Origin of the sequence: Nostoc sp. C052, from assembly GCF_013393905.1 — a bacterium.
Classification (GTDB): Bacteria; Cyanobacteriota; Cyanobacteriia; order Cyanobacteriales; family Nostocaceae; genus Nostoc.
The window spans coordinates 4,307,034-4,323,462 of the sequence record NZ_CP040272.1; the positions used below are offsets into that span (position 1 = coordinate 4,307,034).

Sequence of the window (16,429 nt, forward strand, 5' to 3'; positions counted from 1 at the left end):
TTACTTTAAAAACTCAAGATACAGAGAAAGAAAAGACTCAACTAAAAGGTAATTATGAGCAAAATCGAGATGGATCAAACTTATCTGAGAATACACCTAATGTAATATCTGAACCTTCTGATAAGTTTTTGCCCAATGAACAACCTAAGTTAAAAGGTAACTATGGACAAGATTCTCAACCTTCTGAATCTTCTCCCAGCACAAGTGACGGCAGTGGTGATAGTGGAGGCAGCTAATATATAAGCTTCTCATCATCTGTCTAATTAACCGCCCAATGATTAATCAACAAAAATATTTGGAATCTTGACGCGATCGCCCTACTTGGGTAAAGTCGAGAGATGGGAATATTTCTCGGTTAGGAATTAAGCAGTATTGAGAATTAAAAGTACTAGGCTTAGAGTAACTCAATTACCCTTGACAGAAGGGATGAGAAGAATCTAATGTATGCTTGCTGATAGCGTAATTTTCAATATCTTCTTCCGATTCCCACGTTCCACTTATGATTGCGAGAATGGTGATAAATCAATATGCTTGGGTTAAGGGCTACTAGCAACAATTTTGGGTTTTCGAGACGCGATAAATCGCCGTCTATGCAAGTGTTTTGTTGCTCATTCTGAACTGTATTGGGTTATAATTATCTTCCACATATCTCAGAAATAAAATTATCGTATAGACAGTATTTATATGGGACGTGTTCGTTCTAAATCTGACCTACCGACAAAAATCTGTCCGGTATGTCAACGTCCTTTTACATGGCGTAAAAAGTGGCAGGATTGCTGGGACGATGTGAAATACTGCTCAGAACGTTGTCGTCGTCGCCGTTCTGAAGCGCAAACTTAAAGGGACTGGGGACTGGGGACTGGGAACTAGGGAATGAATTCTTCCCAATACCCAATCCCCAATCCCTAATCCCCAGTCCCTAATGAAACTAACCGCAACACAGACGCAAATAGCGCAAGAGATTAATGGAGTTACAGGTGCAACCTAAATTAATTATTCATGGTGGGGCTGGTAGTTCTCTCCACGGTAAAGGAGGATTGGAGGCGGTGCGCCGATCGCTCCATACAGTAGTAGAAGAAGTCTATTCTCTGCTATTGTCAGGATCGCCTGCCTCTGAGGCAGTGGTGCAGGGTTGCCAAATGCTTGAAGATAACCCCCGCTTTAATGCTGGTACTGGTTCAGTATTGCAATCTGATGGTCAAATCCGTATGAGTGCTTCCCTGATGGATGGTGCATCAGGGCGGTTTAGTGGTGTTATTAATATCTCACGGGTGAAAAATCCCATTGATTTAGCACAGTTTTTACAAAGTTCACCAGACCGAGTGCTATCAGATTTTGGATCGGCTGAGTTGGCGCGGGAAATGCAAATTCCCAGCTATAACGCTTTAACCGATTTGCGATTACAAGAGTGGATACAAGAGCGCCAAGATAATTTTAAAAGTACAATGGCTGGCGTGGTAGCAGAACCCGAACTTTTAGAAACCAGCAATGCCGGACGCGGTACTATCGGTGTAGTAGCCTTAGATACTTATGGTAAGTTAGCTGCTGGCACTTCTACTGGTGGTAAGGGCTTTGAAAGGATTGGAAGGGTAAGTGATTCTGCCATGCCCGCAGGTAATTATGCTACTAGTAATGCTGGTGTAAGTTGTACTGGCATTGGCGAAGATATTATTGATGAGTGTTTAGCTGCACGGATTGTAGTGCGTGTCACTGATGGGATGTCTTTGAAGGATGCCATGCAGCGATCGCTTGCAGAAGCGCACCAGAACAAACGGGATTTAGGAGCGATCGCCTTAGATGCTAGTGGAGCGATCGCTTGGGGTAAAACTAGCGAAATCTTACTCGCCGCCTACCACAACGGCGAAAAAATTGGCGACACCTTGGAATGGAATGATAGTGAGTTGATTGGCTATTGTTAAATCAGTTCCAGCGCTGAGGCTAAAGTTTCTTGCTGGTAAGCCATTGCAACTAATTATTGGGTTTTATAACACCCTTACAAGCTCATAGTACCGCTCTTTTCAGTGCCACTTGCATATTGCAGAATATCCATTAATTCTGCAATATGCAAGTAAAAATCACCGGATTGGCGGCGCTTGTTTATTTTATTGATTTTACGCACAGTAATTTTTATATAAATAAACTACTAATTTTTTATCGATTTATCGTAGTATAAACTTCATTATCTGAAAAAAGCTTTTTTTGACGGTTGCCAGCCGTTGAAGGCTCTTTATAAGCAATCAGTAGTGCATTACGAGTAAAAACGAGGAAATCCATTAACATGACTGAGAAACTTGCACAAACGCAATATCCTGTTCATGACTTCATCCGTAGTCGCTGGAGTCCTAGAGCCTTTGCCGACCGTCCCGTAGAGCAAGATAAGCTTCTATCTCTGCTAGAAGCCGCTCGTTGGGCCCCTTCTTCCTACAATTATCAGCCTTGGAGTTTTATTGTTGCTACCAAAGACGAACCGACGGAATATAACCGTCTACTCAGTACTCTGGTTGAGTTTAATCAAGGGTGGGCGAAAAATGCTCCCATCTTAATCCTGGCTGTTGCTAAAGTCCGCTCTGAAGATGGCAAAGCAAATCGACACGCATTTCACGATGTTGGTTTAGCATTAGAAAACCTCATTCTTCAAGCAACTTCTTTCGGTTTGTTTGCCCATCAAATAGCTGGATTTAATGCAGACAGCGCCAGGGAACTATACCAAATTCCAGATGACTACGAACCTGCTACTGTCGTCACAGTTGGCTATCCTGGCGATCCAGAGACTCTTTCTGAGGGACTGCGCGAACGGGAACTAGCAGCCCGTGTCCGCAAACCTTTAAAGGAATTTGTCTTTACTGGACAGTGGGGAAATAGTTCACCTTTATTGAATAATTAATTAGGTTGTAGAGATGCGAAACTTCCTTGGGAAAAACTTTGCGTCTCTACGATTAACAAATTTATCAAAACAGAGTTCAGGAGTCAGGAGTCAGAACACCCTTTGAGGGTTTTAGCGTCTGTCTGCGACACGCCGTGCGAACGTAGAGAGCATCACATCTTGATTCTGACCGGAGGCGGAGCGTCTCCGGCTCCGCTCTTGAATTCTGATTTCTGATTTCTGAATTCTTCTTCAACCAATAGCTTAATTATTTTAGCTCCCTAAAATTATGAATAATAAATTCAGTAGGGGTCAGATTTTTGCTGGTTCGTTACTTAGTATATTGTTGCTAAGTGCTTGTTCTACGCCAAAGACTGAATCTCCAACTACCTCTACTCCAGCAGCGACAAGTAGTGCTGCTAGCGATACCTTACGGCTTCTTTATTGGCAAGCACCAACTATTCTCAATCCCCATTTGGCTCAAGGTAGCAAAGACTTTGAAGCCAGTCGAATTACTTATGAACCTCTAGCCAGCTTTGATAAAGATGGTAAGCTAGTTGCTTTTCTAGCAGCAGAAATCCCATCTTTAGAGAATGGTGGAGTCGCCAAAGATGGTAAATCAGTAACTTGGAAACTCAAACAAGGAGTCAAATGGTCTGATGGTAAACCTTTCACTGCTGCGGATGTGGTGTTTACTTACCAATTTGTTAGTAATCCAGCAGTAGGTGCAACTACTGCTGCAAATTATCAAGCTATCAAAAGCGTCGAAGCTATTGACGACTACACCGTTAAAATCAATTTCCAAAATCCTAACCCGGCTTGGTCGCTGCCGTTTATTGGTTCCAATGGACCAATCCTACCTCGTCATATCTTTGAGCCATACAGCGGTAGCAAAGCTAGGGAAGCTCCAGCTAATCTAATTCCTGTCGGTACTGGCCCTTATAAAGTCGTTGATTTCAAACCTGGTGACATTGTTATCTATGAAGCTAATTCCTTTTTCCGGGAAGCTAATAAACCTTTCTTTAAACGAGTAGAACTTAAAGGTGGTGGGGATGCTGTTTCTGCTGCTAGAGCCGTATTGCAGACTGGAGATGTAGATTTTGCTTGGAATCTCCAAGTAGAAGCTCCAATCCTTAAGCAGTTGGAGGCAGCAGGAAAAGGAAAATTAGATATCAGCTTCGGCTCTTTTTTAGAGCGGATTGCGATTAATCAGACTGATCCTAACAAGCAAACAAAAGATGGTGAACGTTCTAGCTTAGAGTTCCCCCATCCATTTTTTAAAGACTTGAAAGTGCGTCAGGCTCTTAATTATGCTATTGATCGTGATACTATTAACCAACAATTATATGGTCAAACTGGCCGTGCTGTGACAAATATCTTAGTAGCACCAGATATCTATAATTCGCCTAATAACAAATATGAATTTAATCTGAAAAAAGCTGCTGATTTGCTCGATGAAGCTGGATGGAAAGACACCAATGGCAACGGCATTCGGGATAAAAATGGTGTAGAACTGAAGGTTTTGTTTCAGACTTCTGCCAACCCAGTCCGCCAGAAAACGCAGGAAATCATTAAACAATCGCTAACCTCCATTGGCGTGGGGGTAGAACTCAAGAGTATCGATTCAAGTATTTTCTTTTCTAGTGACCCCGCTAACCCAGATACTCTTGCTCACTTTAACGCTGATTTGCAAATGTTTAGTAGTGGCAATAGTAATCCAGACCCAGGTACTTATCTAAAGGCGTGGACTTGTAATGAGATTCCCCAGAAGAAAAATAATTGGTCGAAACCGAATAGTTCTCGTTACTGCAACCCTGAATATGACAAGCTTTGGCAACAGTCTAATACAGAGCTAGACCCACAAAAACGTCGGCAATTATTTATTCAAATGAATGATTTGTTAATTAAAGAGCAAGCTGTGATTCCTCTAATTTCTCGCGCTAATGTTAATGGAGTAAGTAACAGACTCACTGGTATAGATGCAACACCTTGGGATGATCGTACTTGGAATATTAAGGATTGGCGGCTACAGTAAGTTTTGATAAAACAGAGAAATCTTTTATGAGGAGAATATCATGTCGCAAGTTGTAAAGTCAGATATAAAAGTACGCCGTTGTTTGCCATCAGATGCAGAGAGCGTCTTAAAGGTACATCGAGCAGCAATTCATGGAACTGCTTCATCGTATTATCCAAAGGAAATTATTCAAGATTGGGCATCTCCAATTACGCCTTCTAAAATTAAGGCTTTTGCAGATAATACTGTTGTTGGGGAAGAAACCCGAATCGTGGCAGAAATTAATAGCCAAATTGTGGGATTCGGTGCAATTGTTATTATAAATAGTGAATTACGTGCAGTGTATGTGTCTCCGAATTTTGGTCGTTCTGGAGTGGGAAGTGTAATACTTCAAGAGTTAGAACACTTAGCACGTGAGCAAGGATTGTCGGAATTACATTTGAACGCTTCGCTCAATGCTGAACCGTTTTATAAAGTTAATGGTTATGTAAATGAAGGTTTTGAAGAATATATCTTGCGTTCTGGTCTAAAAATGCCATCTGTTAAGATGAACAAAAAATTGTAATTGAAGGGGATACTATCGAGGAAGTGTTGACTAATTTAAAAGATGCTATTGAAGATTGGCTCAACATTAAATTTTAAGACAATCTAGGATCTAGCGCATCTCGTAAAGCATCACCTATATAGTTGATACTTAGCACGGTGAGAAATATTGCTGTACCAGGGAAAATAACCATGTGGGGAGCAAATTCTAAAAAATTTTGCGCTTCATAAAGCATTCTTCCCCAAGTTGGGACATCAGGGGGAAAACCTAGACCAAAAAAACTCAGGGTTGATTCAGTAACGATCGCAGTACTTACTGAAAGAGTAGCAGCAACTAGTACTGGACTAATCACGTTGGGCAAAATATGAATCCAAATCAATCGACTAGGGGAAGCACCAAGGGCGCGTGCTGCTGTGACAAATTCTAACTCCCGCACTGTCAAAAAACCGGCTCGGACTAATCTGGCTACAGACATCCAGTTAAGTCCACCAATTACTAGTACTATCAACACAAATATACCTAATTCTGGGCCTGCGATCGCTTTAATCGCATCCCGAAACAAAAATATTACCAGTAATAATAATGGTAGCCGTGGTAAAGCTAAACACAAATCTGTCAAACGCATTAAAGCAATATCCAGCCAGCCGCCATAAAAACCAGAGAGTGCGCCGATGAGTGTACCGAGAGTTATGGCTACTGACATCGAGAAAATTCCCACTGCGATCGATATTCGTCCGCCATACAATACTCTTGCTAATATATCTTGACCTAAATCATTAGTACCAAATGGATGCGCCCAACTGGGAGCAAGAGTAGATTTAGCAAAGTCAATTTTGTTGATGGGAATATTATAAATAAATGGCCCCAACAAAACACTTAACACTATAATCAGCAAGACTACAATACCAAACATCGCCTGACGATTACGACGAAACTTGCGCCATGCTTCTTTTGTGGGCGTTTCTGACTTGGAAACAATATTTGTTGATGCTGGATAAACTGAAAGTTTGGATAGTTCTGAACTTTGATTAGGCGATCGTTTCAACATAAGTATCTAGTTTTTCTTCATGTTTAATTTTTAATTGTTTAGCTACTTCGTGTATTTGACACGAGGATCGAGTAACCCATAAAGAATGTCTGCAACGAGATTAAAAATCACAATTAAAATTGCATATATAAAAGTAATTGCCATGACAACTGGTGTGTCATTCTTATAGATAGAGTCAATTAATAGAGCGCCAATTCCCGGAACACGAAAAACTTTTTCTGTAACTAAAGCACCTGTAAAAACACTGGGAATATCCAAGGCTACCAATGTAACTACAGGAATTAACGCATTCCGCAAAACATGACGATTGATAACTAAAAATTTGGGTAATCCTTTAGCATAAGCAGTACGCACATAGTCTTGATGGATATTTTCTAAAATCTCTGAACGCACAAAGCGCATCAGCATTGCTGTTTGCCAGAGTCCTAATACGCAAATCGGCATAATCGATTGTTTAACTTGAGTGATAAAACTCTGCCAATCTGTTACCTGTAATGTGCTGTTATAGATAAAAGGCAACCATTTCAATTGGATGCTGAAGATAATAATAAATAATAAGCCTGTAAAAAATGTTGGTAGAGAAAACCCAAAAAAAACTAAAGTAGTCAAAATTGTATCAATCAGAGAATGACGTTTGAGAGCCGAAATTACTCCCAAAGGAATAGCTAACAGTATGCCAAAAAAGTAAGCAGAACCAACCACCCATAGCGTTGTCGGTAAGCGTTGGAGAATTAAACCAATTACTGGACTACGACTAGTAAAAGAATAGCCCATATCTCCACTAACAAAAGCTGTAACCCATTTGATATAGCGGATATGGAGCGGTTGATCTAAACCTAAAGATATTTTAATATTTTCCCGAACTTCAGCTGTAATAGAGGGATTGAGTGCAAATTCTCCCATTGGATCGCCAGGTGCTAATGCCAGAATAGTAAATATAACAACACTGATGGCAATTAAGGTGGGAATAGCAATTAGTAGACGATTAATTAAGTATTTATTCATTAGCTATTACAAAATCTGCCTTACTCTTGAAAATGAGAGAACAACTGATAAGCTAAAAAACATCTAAATTGCATAATCGAATTAAATATAACTATTGTGGGATGAGCAACGTGAGCGCCCAGCTTATGCAATTTAAATATGGAACAGCTTAAAAATCAGGTTTATTGTTCAGTTTAGTAGATCAGAAACTTGCAAGATAGCATCACCGATACAAAAAATTTATCTTTAAAAACAACGGTAGATTAGTGGGATTTAAACAAAAAACAAAATAATTCGTAATTCTTCATAGGAATACGGCTCAGTTAAGGGTTATTGGTGTAGATAATTGGTCTAGAGAAGACGCGATAAATCGCCGTCTTTAAAAGTGTTTTGGGCTTGTCTGAACTGAATTATTATCAAGTGAAATGACAGGGAACCGTAGTTTGCCTGTCCAAAAACGTAGTATTCTCTCGAAGCTGAAGTGGAAAGAAGAATTGCATTTCTAACTTTTCTTCCGCCAAGCTGGTTTGATTACTTGACGACTACGGGCAATTACCAGGGAATCATCAGGTACATCTTCTGTGACTGTAGAACCAGCCGCAATATAGACATCATCTCCCAAGGTGAGTGGAGCCACTAAAACGCTATTGGCACCAGTTTTTGTGCGATCGCCTATTTTAGTACGATGTTTTTTCACGCCGTCATAATTGGCAGTAATTGTACCGGCACCAATATTTACCTGATTGCCGACAACGCTATCACCTATATATGACAAATGTGCTGCATTGGTGCGATCGCCTAATTGCGTATTTTTCAATTCCACAAAATTCCCCACACGACAACCAGCACCCACCTCTACATGACCGCGCAAATGAGCATAAGGGCCAATTCGACTTCCTTCTTGTACGGCGCTATTTGTTATCACTGAATATTGCACTGTGACATTTTCTGCTAACTGGCTATTTTCAATGAAACTTCCTGGCCCAATATGACTTCCTGTTTTAATCACAGTATTTCCCCGTAGATGAGTTTGGGGTTCAATAATTACATCAGGCTGTAATTCTACTGTTTCATCAATGGTAATACTTGTGGGGTCGATGAGCGTGACACCTGCCAGCATCCATTTTTCCTTGACTCGTTTTTGCAAAATTTCGGATGCTGTTGCTAGTTGTAGGCGATCGTTGATGCCGAGAATTTCTTGGTAATCTTCCACATCCACTGCCATCACTTTTCCGACTTGAGTCACGGCATCAGTGAGATAGTATTCTTTTTGGGCATTGTTTGCCTGTAGGTGGGGAAGCACCTTTGCCAAATCTGGCCAACCAAAGCAATAAACTCCAGCATTAATGCGGTTATTCTGTCTTTCGGCAGCAGTACAATCCTTGTGTTCGACCATTTGCTGCACAATATTTTCATCGTTACAAAAAACGCGCCCGTAGCCTGTGGGGTCGGGTAGGTGCGAGGTAAGAATGGTGGCAGCATTCTGATTTTGGGCATGAGTTTGTAACATCTGCTTGAGAGTTTCGCTGCGTATTAACGGTAAATCGCCGTTAAGTATCAGCAAATCTCCGGTGTAACCTTCCAAGTGAGGAAGTAATTGCTGGATAGCATGACCTGTCCCCAATTGCACAGTCTGTTCGACAAACTCCAAGTTGGGAATTGAATGCATGGCGGCTTGCACTTCTTCGGATTGATATCCCACAATCACGATTCGTCGTGAAGGTGCAAGTGGTTCTACACTTTCGAGAACTCTCTCTACTAGCGATCGCCCACCCAAAGAATGTAAAACCTTGGGTAAGCGTGATTTCATCCGTGTGCCGCGTCCTGCCGCTAGAATTGCTACAACTACCATAAATTAGCTATTAGCTATCAGTGAAATTATAATTAATGCTTTTGGTACTTGAAAATATAGGTTCAAATCATACCAGCTAATCATGGAAGAGTAAAATATCAAAGTAGTTAAGACAACTGCTTTGGTAAAATTTGGAGATAATAATACTTTTTTGCACTCATTACAGCAGCGACAAATTATTATCCCCTACTCCCTACTCTCTATTATTTTTCCTTGACAGGAGCGAATAAACTCTGCAAACTGCTGCATTAGTTTGGGATTACGCCAACCGGAATCAGTTTCTTTTTGCATGACCGAAAGTGCTTCTGCTGAAGGAAAAGCTCTTTTATAAGGTCGTTCGCTGGTTAGGGCATCGTAAATATCAATTAACTGAAATACTTGCGCCAGATAGGGAATATCATTCCCCTGGAGTCTATCAGGGTAGCCTGAGCCATCCCAACGTTCGTGGTGATGGCGAATAATGGGAATTACACCCCGCATACTGCGTAATGGCTGGCAAATTTTTTCTCCAATCAAAACGTGCTGCTGCATGATCTGCCAATCTTCAGAGGTGAGTTCGCCTTTTTTCAGCAGCACTGCATCGGGAATACCAACTTTACCGATATCGTGGAGATAACCACCCCATCTCAAATCTCGAATTTGGTAGCGTGACAGGCTGAGATATTCACCAAAAACTTGTCCGAGTTGTACTAGGCGTTCACAATGATTGCCTGTATTGGGATCGCGACTTTCAATAGACATAGCAATGGAAAATAGTACTTGTTCGGCATGGTCTAAATCTTCGTTTAGACGCTTCTGCCGTACTAAGGACTTTACACGCGCCGCTAGTTCCACACGATCAAAGGGTTTGGTGAGAAAATCATCTGCCCCAACTTCAATTCCCCGAATGCGTGATCGCCTATCATTTAAGGCTGTAATAAAAATTACCGGAATTAGCCTAGTTTGCTCATCCTGCTTGAGCAATTGGCACACTTCAAATCCATCCATTCCTGGCATCATCACATCCAGCAAAATCAAATCTGGTTGTTTTTGAGTTACCAATCCCACAACAATGGAACCACTGTCTGCCTCAATGACTTCGTATCCTTCCATCCCCAAGAGGGCAACGGCAGTCATCCGACTGGCGGCATGATCGTCAACGACTAAAACCTTCGGCGGATCTAAATCAAACCCATTCACCTTAGAACCTTTAGCTTGTAGTGTTCTAGAGACTAATAAACTATCACCACAATTAACATCAGCTTTTATCCAAGAAGACGCTGCTTGACTATCTTCAAATATCAGGTCTTCTTGAGATAAGCCTAAAGAACTCTCCGCATTTTGCGACCCTACGGCATGATTTGAACCGATACTCTTCACTATGCTAATGGGGTTTGACCCACTAACAATTTGTTCTGTAAAGCCTGTATGGTTGGATTTCCATTGAATCACAAAGGCACTCCAGGTTTTTGCACAAGTTAACAGTGTCAGATTTCAACAACAAACAAATTTAAGATTCGACTGTATCTGAGCCAGAGTTTTGATATGGATTATGCATGATGTCAAGCTGCCTATATAAGTTTTTCGCAGCATGTATCTTTTATGTTACGAACAAGGTGTATCTTGTTGTCACATTTTTTGCTTCTAATTCCAGTATGATGAATCGGCACAAATGTTAAATCAGGTTTTTTACGGAGATTTTTTAACCTAGTGGCGTCATAAAGCTTTATATTTGCCTGTTCTATGCCAGATATCGGGTTTTGAGCTTCAAATTTTTATGGTAATCATTAGGTATATATCTTTTACTTACTTATTTATAGCAATACTCAAGTACTGTTGAGCCAGATGTGATCTTGAATACTATCATACAATCAAGCTATTTGGCTTGTAAAAACTTGTTGCCTAAGTATCTGGAAACGAAATCAGACATTTTGGCAAAAAACATCTAACTTTTCTAGGATTAAGGACTGAGAATCTTAGTTAGAATTATGTAGGCGAAGCGTACCCTGTCGTAAACATCGCAACCAAACTACAAACTATTTCCCATAAAATCCCTGCTTTGTGTTCCCAACAACCACCTTTTTCGCCAACGGGAGGTAGGTTCCAGGCAAGAAGCTTGTTGCTCTTGTTGTCGTCGCATCACTATTACTTCAGTTGGATCGCTCAATTGAGGATCGCGATAAGGGATAGCAGCACGAGTTAGTAAGTGTTCTTTTTCGGCTTGCGAGAGAGTCGTGAGTGCTGAATGGTTTTTAGACTCAGCAACCTGATAATGTGTTGCCATAGTACCAGGCGATCGCCTTCCTACGGGTGGGGTAGAATATATCGCCAAGCCAGCCGACAAAAGTGCTGTGCGTACAGCAGCAGAACAAGAATAGGTGGCTAACAAACCATCTGGATGTAAACACAATGACACTTGTTTAATAAATTCAACAGTCCATAATTGAGGGCATTGAGGTGGTGAAAAGGGATCGAGGAAAATTGCATCTGCCCAGAAACCCGATTGATATACTATCGTATTTCTGGCATCGCCAATTAGTAGCTTTGCTTTCAGGTAAGGCGTTTGCACTTGATGCTCACAAGCTAGCTCTTTTAAAATTTCAATATAGTTACAGTTCCAATTATCGAACAAGTGATGAGCGATCGCCGCTTGTGGCACTGCTGGATTCACTTCTAAACCAATTACTTCAACACAACAACTAGGATTCACAGCCCAAATTGTCTGCAAAGCCGCAGCTGTGTTATATCCTAGACCATAACAAACATCCAATAGTCGCAAGACTGGTTTTTGAGCGGCTGTAGCTAGTTGAGTAGGTTCCACAAACTTGCAAAAACTCTCCTGCATAGCTCCATGATGGCTGTGAAAAGATTCACCAAACTCTTGAGAGACAAAGGTGAAAGAACCATCTGCTGTTAGCTTAGGTGTAAAATTTTCTAAGTCTGACATTTTACAAATAAAACTAAATAATGCCCCATGCCCAATTCCCAATTTGTTGTTTCACCAGCGTGGCTGTTTGAACATCTGGAAGATCCGCAAGTCGTTATTGTGGATTGTCGCTTTTCTTTAGCCGATCCACAATTAGGACAACAGCAGTATCAGACAAGTCATATAAAAGGTTCATATTACTTAGATTTGAATCAGGATCTTTCCAGTCCAGTGGGTAAGCATGGCGGGAGACATCCTTTACCTAACTCTAATAATATTGCGGATAAATTTGCGGCGATTGGGGTAAATTACCACAAAACTTTAGTTGTAGCTTATGATGATTCGCGCTTTGCTTTTGCGGCTCGTTTATGGTGGCTGTTGCGCTATCTCGGACATGAGCAAGTAGCAGTACTGGATGGCGGCTTTGCTGGATGGCAAAAAGCTGGGTATTCTGTTACAAATATTATTCCTCATCATCGAAAGGGTGAGTTTGTAGCTCAAGTACAAACAGAAAAGGTGGTAGATATTACAGCGGTGAAAAGCCGGAAAGACAGCGATGAGGTAGTATTAGTAGATTCAAGAGAGAGCGATCGCTACCGAGGAGAACGAGAACCAATTGATAAAATCGCCGGACATATTCCCGGTGCAGTCAATTATCCTTGGCAAGAAGTTACAGACTCTTCTGGCTACCTACTCCCTCAAGAAGAACAACGTCGTCGCTGGGAAAAGCTAGAAACAGCCGAAGAAATCTTAGTTTATTGCGGTTCTGGCGTTACTGCTTGTGTGAATTTACTTTCTCTAGAATTAGCTGGCATTAGCAAGGGTAAACTTTATGCTGGCAGTTGGAGTGATTGGATTTCTTATTTATAGTTAGGAGTTATGAGTTAAGAATTAAAACTCCAAACTCTTCTCAAAACTGGCCTAATTGTAAATTGTAATTAATACTAAAGAACCAGCCATCAAAATCAATGTTTTCGGCGGTTGAACTACCGAAACTTACTCCAGCCTGCATATTCATATTAACGGTATCGGATATTTGGTAATTTAAGTGGCCAAACAATCGATAAAATTCGTCTTCTCGATCGCGCTGGGTAAAGTCTGATAAGTTCATTTGGTAGTCAATACCAACCTGGAGAGGCTTTTGCAAGTAGTAGTTTAGAGAAACCCAAAAGGAATTGATGATCCGATTACGACTTTGGGGATCAGAAAAATTTACACTCAATTCGTAGAAGCTATCTAGGGTTAATCTTGGAGTTAAGGGATCTCGCCGTCCTAAAGACAGTTGTAGGGAATTCTCATTTAAAAAGCGATCGCCTGCTTTGAAGCTATCGAGGCGATCGCTGTTGTTAGCATAAAATAACTGTTGATTGCTCCAACTGATTTCTCCGTACATTCGCCGCGATAACTGCTGGTAAATACTGAGATTAAATCTTACTTGGTTGTAATGATATTGTGACTGATTTATGTAACGAATGATATTGCCATCAATTGAGCCGTTTAAATAAGTCTTAGATCCTAAAGGGAAATACGCTGAGGCTAGTGTCAGTCCAGAAAAAATTAAACCATCTTCGATGGGACTATCATTTGACGAAAAAATGTTACTTGTCTGGAAGTAGCCGACATGGGCCTGTAGATAGCCGATAGGTTTAAACTTAACTACGGGTTGTTCTTTCGGTGGTGGTGGCTGCTGTTCTAGGGGTAGTAACCGCACTCGTAACCCTAATTCGCGATCGCGATCGGACTTAGGTGGCCGTTTTGGCGATCGTAGCAGCTGCATTAGCCTCTCTAGCCTTTGAGACTGATTTATCTCTGGTGTATTTAATATTTGCTCTTTTGAGTCTGAAGTAGGTAAATTACTTGGCTGCGATTCTAGCGGTGGCGGATCATTTTGCTTTTGAGTATCTTCAGGTTCTTTGGTTTGGACTGGGGTTTGAGTAGTTTCTAGTTTTTGCTGTGCCAGATTTAACGTATTTGTAGATTCTGCCGCATCTACTCGAATGCAACAACAGCTTCCACCACTGGACGCTAACAAAATACAAAAAAACAAATTCTTCCAGTTCTTGAGTCGCATCTGGTTTGATCGCATTTGGCAAATGTAGGCCTACAAGCTGCATCAGAAGTTCCGACTCAAAAGATACAATTGAGTGCATCTATCTGAGCTTTGTAGGTATATACTTAATTTACAAACTAAAATTGCTGCTTTTCAGATTTTCTCCCGGATTTTCTCTACCAAACTGAGATGTTCCGAGGAAGTTCTTGATGGAGTTTAATGGAATACGATTAGTGAGTAATTTCACAACATATCTGTGGCAACTTCTTGTCCTAAATAACTAATGACTCTGTGGCTGATCTAATTAGAAAAAATTATCTGTAAGCTACTCCTGATTTGATTGTTTATATCAATTACTAGCTTTTAAAGCTTCCACAGACTTTAATACACACAATGTCAGTTTCGGAGTAAAAACTTTAAGAAACTAAACACATAGTTTATTTATGATTGATTTTATGCATTAAATATAGACTCAAATCCAGATAAGTTTACCTAAAAAAACTTTCTATAAGACTTCTATTTGATTTTTGAAAAAATTCCGTGTAACTCAAAAAGCCTGATTCCCTACTCCCTATCTACACAAATAAGTTCAAAAATAAAATCGGATTGCTACATAACAATTTAGCACTAGCTTAAACCTTTAACTGTTTTGGTACTAGTTGAAGTTCGCAAATTATCAAACTATGTTTCATAAATCGTTTCCACTATTAGTGATTGCTTTATGGGTAGTTGTAGTATTGCCTTTGCCAAATCAGGTAAATGCCATAACTCCTCTGACGCGAGCAGAGATTCAGAGCCTCCGTAACTTGGTACAACTGATACCTAGAAATAGAGAGAAGAAACGTCCTGCGCGCAAATCAGATGCAATGACTCCTGGTGATGGTTTGTCAACCGGTCGGGCTTCTTTAGCAGACTTGCGCTTTAACGACGGCTCTTTAGCACGAGTTGGGGAACAGGCTATATTTCAATTTTTACCAAAGACTCGCAGCTTTAGACTGTCAAACGGAACTGCATTACTGCTGATTCCACCTGGAAGGGGACAAACACTTATACAAACGCCAAGTGCAGCAGCAGCAATTCGTGGTTCAGCATTATTTGTACGCTACAACCAAGAAACAGATACCACAATTGTGGGGGCGCTGACCAATAGCGGCATTGAAGTTTCTAATAAGGAAGCTTCTCAAACTCAAGTGCTGCAAGCAGGACAGATGATAGTTATAGTTAAAGGCAAATTTCAGGGTTTATACGATTTTGATCTCAGAAATTTTTATGAAACCAGTGAGATGGTGCGGGGGCTTGATTTAACTAAGCAAAATCTTACACCTACAGCCGACCCGGCGATCGCTAGTGTTCAAGCTGAAACTGTTGCGGCTTTAAACGCACAGACGCCGATAAAAGGTGAGGGAGTAGTTGAAAACCCATCTTTTGCAGAGCTAACTACTAATACTTCAACTTCCTCTACCGACGACATTCCTACAGACAATTCCTCAGTAGACCTAATTAAAGATGATTCACTATTAAATTTATTTGGGGATATAGGACAAGTCCTATCAAATACTGAGCAGCGGCGATCTGGGAGAAATAGTAACAATAATAATCTAAGCACCCAGAATCATAACGTAGTTCCTACACCAACTCCCATAGTTTCTACACCAACTCCTGTAGTTTCTACACCAACTCCTGTAGTTCCTACACCAACTCCTATAGTTCCTATACCAACTCCTGTAGTTACTACACCAACTCCTATAGTTTCTACACCAACTCCTGTAGAACCAACAACACCTCCTGTAGTTCCTACACCACCTCCAGTAGAACCAACAACACCTCCTGTAGTTCCTACACCACCTCCAGTAGAACCAACAACACCTCCTGTAGTTCCTACACCACCTCCAGTAGAACCAACAACACCTCCTGTAGTTCCTACACCACCTCCAGTAGAACCAACAACACCCCCTGTAGTTCCTACACCACCTCCAGTAGAACCGACACCGAAAAGACCAACCACATAAACGCGCTAGGGACAGAATTATAACAAGTGTTAGCTACTGTCTCTACAGCCACTAAAGCAAAAAGTGATATTCCCTACGACCAGATAGCATCTGCTAACGCTAGATTAAATCAAGGACAGGACTTACACAGGATTCACCAGATATCCTTATATAGTTCCAT

General features: G+C 40.9%; 13 protein-coding genes. 7 read left to right on the forward strand and 6 right to left on the reverse strand.

Translation table 11 applies throughout. The annotated features are described in order from the left end of the window. Positions 1-684 precede the first annotated feature (684 nt). The 5 genes from FD723_RS17525 (at position 685) to FD723_RS17545 (ending at position 5,442) form a co-directional block, all read left to right on the forward strand. Complete coding sequence (locus FD723_RS17525; protein ID WP_084227147.1) at positions 685-840, forward strand: DUF2256 domain-containing protein; 156 nt, start codon at positions 685-687, stop codon at positions 838-840. Between the two features lie 125 nt (positions 841-965). Beyond that, positions 966-1,919 carry an isoaspartyl peptidase/L-asparaginase gene (locus tag FD723_RS17530; protein ID WP_179066460.1) on the forward strand — a complete coding sequence of 318 codons (954 nt, stop codon included), beginning with the start codon at positions 966-968 and terminating at the stop codon, positions 1,917-1,919. A gap of 359 nt (positions 1,920-2,278) precedes the next feature. Further along, positions 2,279-2,884, forward strand: coding sequence for a nitroreductase family protein (locus FD723_RS17535; protein ID WP_179066461.1), 606 nt, complete (start codon positions 2,279-2,281; stop codon positions 2,882-2,884). Positions 2,885-3,152: 268 nt separating this feature from the next. Then, a complete protein-coding gene (locus FD723_RS17540) occupies positions 3,153-4,898 on the forward strand; it encodes a peptide ABC transporter substrate-binding protein (RefSeq protein WP_179066462.1) in 1,746 nt (581 codons plus the stop codon). 40 nt (positions 4,899-4,938) lie between these two features. Next, positions 4,939-5,442, forward strand: coding sequence for a GNAT family N-acetyltransferase (locus FD723_RS17545; protein WP_179066463.1), 504 nt, complete (start codon positions 4,939-4,941; stop codon positions 5,440-5,442). A gap of 73 nt (positions 5,443-5,515) precedes the next feature. Here the strand turns inward: FD723_RS17545 and FD723_RS17550 are convergent, their stop codons facing one another. The 5 genes from FD723_RS17550 to FD723_RS17570 form a co-directional block, all read right to left on the reverse strand. After that, entirely contained in the window at positions 5,516-6,469 is a 954-nt protein-coding gene (locus FD723_RS17550) for an ABC transporter permease (RefSeq protein ID WP_179066464.1), read from the reverse strand. A 42-nt stretch (positions 6,470-6,511) separates the two neighbouring features. After that, positions 6,512-7,474 (reverse strand): ABC transporter permease, encoded by a 963-nt coding sequence (locus tag FD723_RS17555; protein WP_179066465.1) that lies wholly within the window; start codon positions 7,472-7,474, stop codon positions 6,512-6,514. Positions 7,475-7,955: 481 nt separating this feature from the next. Next, on the reverse strand, positions 7,956-9,305 hold the full coding sequence (gene glmU / locus FD723_RS17560) for a bifunctional UDP-N-acetylglucosamine diphosphorylase/glucosamine-1-phosphate N-acetyltransferase GlmU (RefSeq protein ID WP_179066466.1): 1,350 nt from the start codon (positions 9,303-9,305) through the stop codon (positions 7,956-7,958). A gap of 186 nt (positions 9,306-9,491) precedes the next feature. Beyond that, positions 9,492-10,736 (reverse strand): two-component system response regulator, encoded by a 1,245-nt coding sequence (locus FD723_RS17565; protein ID WP_179066467.1) that lies wholly within the window; start codon positions 10,734-10,736, stop codon positions 9,492-9,494. Between the two features lie 577 nt (positions 10,737-11,313). Then, the gene (locus tag FD723_RS17570) at positions 11,314-12,231 is read right to left on the reverse strand and encodes a tRNA (5-methylaminomethyl-2-thiouridine)(34)-methyltransferase MnmD (RefSeq protein ID WP_179066468.1); all 918 of its coding nucleotides are present in this window, start codon (positions 12,229-12,231) and stop codon (positions 11,314-11,316) included. 27 nt (positions 12,232-12,258) lie between these two features. Between FD723_RS17570 and FD723_RS17575 the strand changes: the two genes are divergently transcribed. Continuing rightward, complete coding sequence (locus FD723_RS17575; protein ID WP_179066469.1) at positions 12,259-13,080, forward strand: sulfurtransferase; 822 nt, start codon at positions 12,259-12,261, stop codon at positions 13,078-13,080. A 40-nt stretch (positions 13,081-13,120) separates the two neighbouring features. Here the strand turns inward: FD723_RS17575 and FD723_RS17580 are convergent, their stop codons facing one another. After that, complete coding sequence (locus tag FD723_RS17580; RefSeq protein ID WP_179069183.1) at positions 13,121-14,281, reverse strand: hypothetical protein; 1,161 nt, start codon at positions 14,279-14,281, stop codon at positions 13,121-13,123. A gap of 662 nt (positions 14,282-14,943) precedes the next feature. Between FD723_RS17580 and FD723_RS17585 the strand changes: the two genes are divergently transcribed. Continuing rightward, a complete protein-coding gene (locus FD723_RS17585; RefSeq protein WP_179066470.1) occupies positions 14,944-16,269 on the forward strand; it encodes a FecR family protein in 1,326 nt (441 codons plus the stop codon). The last annotated feature ends 160 nt before the right edge of the window (positions 16,270-16,429 follow it).

Coding starts and splice junctions, on each gene's coding strand:
- FD723_RS17540 (WP_179066462.1), top strand. CDS start 3,153: ATGAATAATAAATTCAGTAGGGGTCAGATTTTTGCTGGTTCGTTACTT.
- FD723_RS17525 (WP_084227147.1), top strand. CDS start 685: ATGGGACGTGTTCGTTCTAAATCTGACCTACCGACAAAAATCTGTCCG.
- FD723_RS17550 (WP_179066464.1), bottom strand. CDS start 6,469: ATGTTGAAACGATCGCCTAATCAAAGTTCAGAACTATCCAAACTTTCA.
- glmU (WP_179066466.1), bottom strand. CDS start 9,305: ATGGTAGTTGTAGCAATTCTAGCGGCAGGACGCGGCACACGGATGAAA.
- FD723_RS17580 (WP_179069183.1), bottom strand. CDS start 14,281: ATGCGACTCAAGAACTGGAAGAATTTGTTTTTTTGTATTTTGTTAGCG.
- FD723_RS17535 (WP_179066461.1), top strand. CDS start 2,279: ATGACTGAGAAACTTGCACAAACGCAATATCCTGTTCATGACTTCATC.
- FD723_RS17570 (WP_179066468.1), bottom strand. CDS start 12,231: ATGTCAGACTTAGAAAATTTTACACCTAAGCTAACAGCAGATGGTTCT.
- FD723_RS17585 (WP_179066470.1), top strand. CDS start 14,944: ATGTTTCATAAATCGTTTCCACTATTAGTGATTGCTTTATGGGTAGTT.
- FD723_RS17545 (WP_179066463.1), top strand. CDS start 4,939: ATGTCGCAAGTTGTAAAGTCAGATATAAAAGTACGCCGTTGTTTGCCA.
- FD723_RS17530 (WP_179066460.1), top strand. CDS start 966: ATGGAGTTACAGGTGCAACCTAAATTAATTATTCATGGTGGGGCTGGT.
- FD723_RS17575 (WP_179066469.1), top strand. CDS start 12,259: ATGCCCAATTCCCAATTTGTTGTTTCACCAGCGTGGCTGTTTGAACAT.
- FD723_RS17555 (WP_179066465.1), bottom strand. CDS start 7,474: ATGAATAAATACTTAATTAATCGTCTACTAATTGCTATTCCCACCTTA.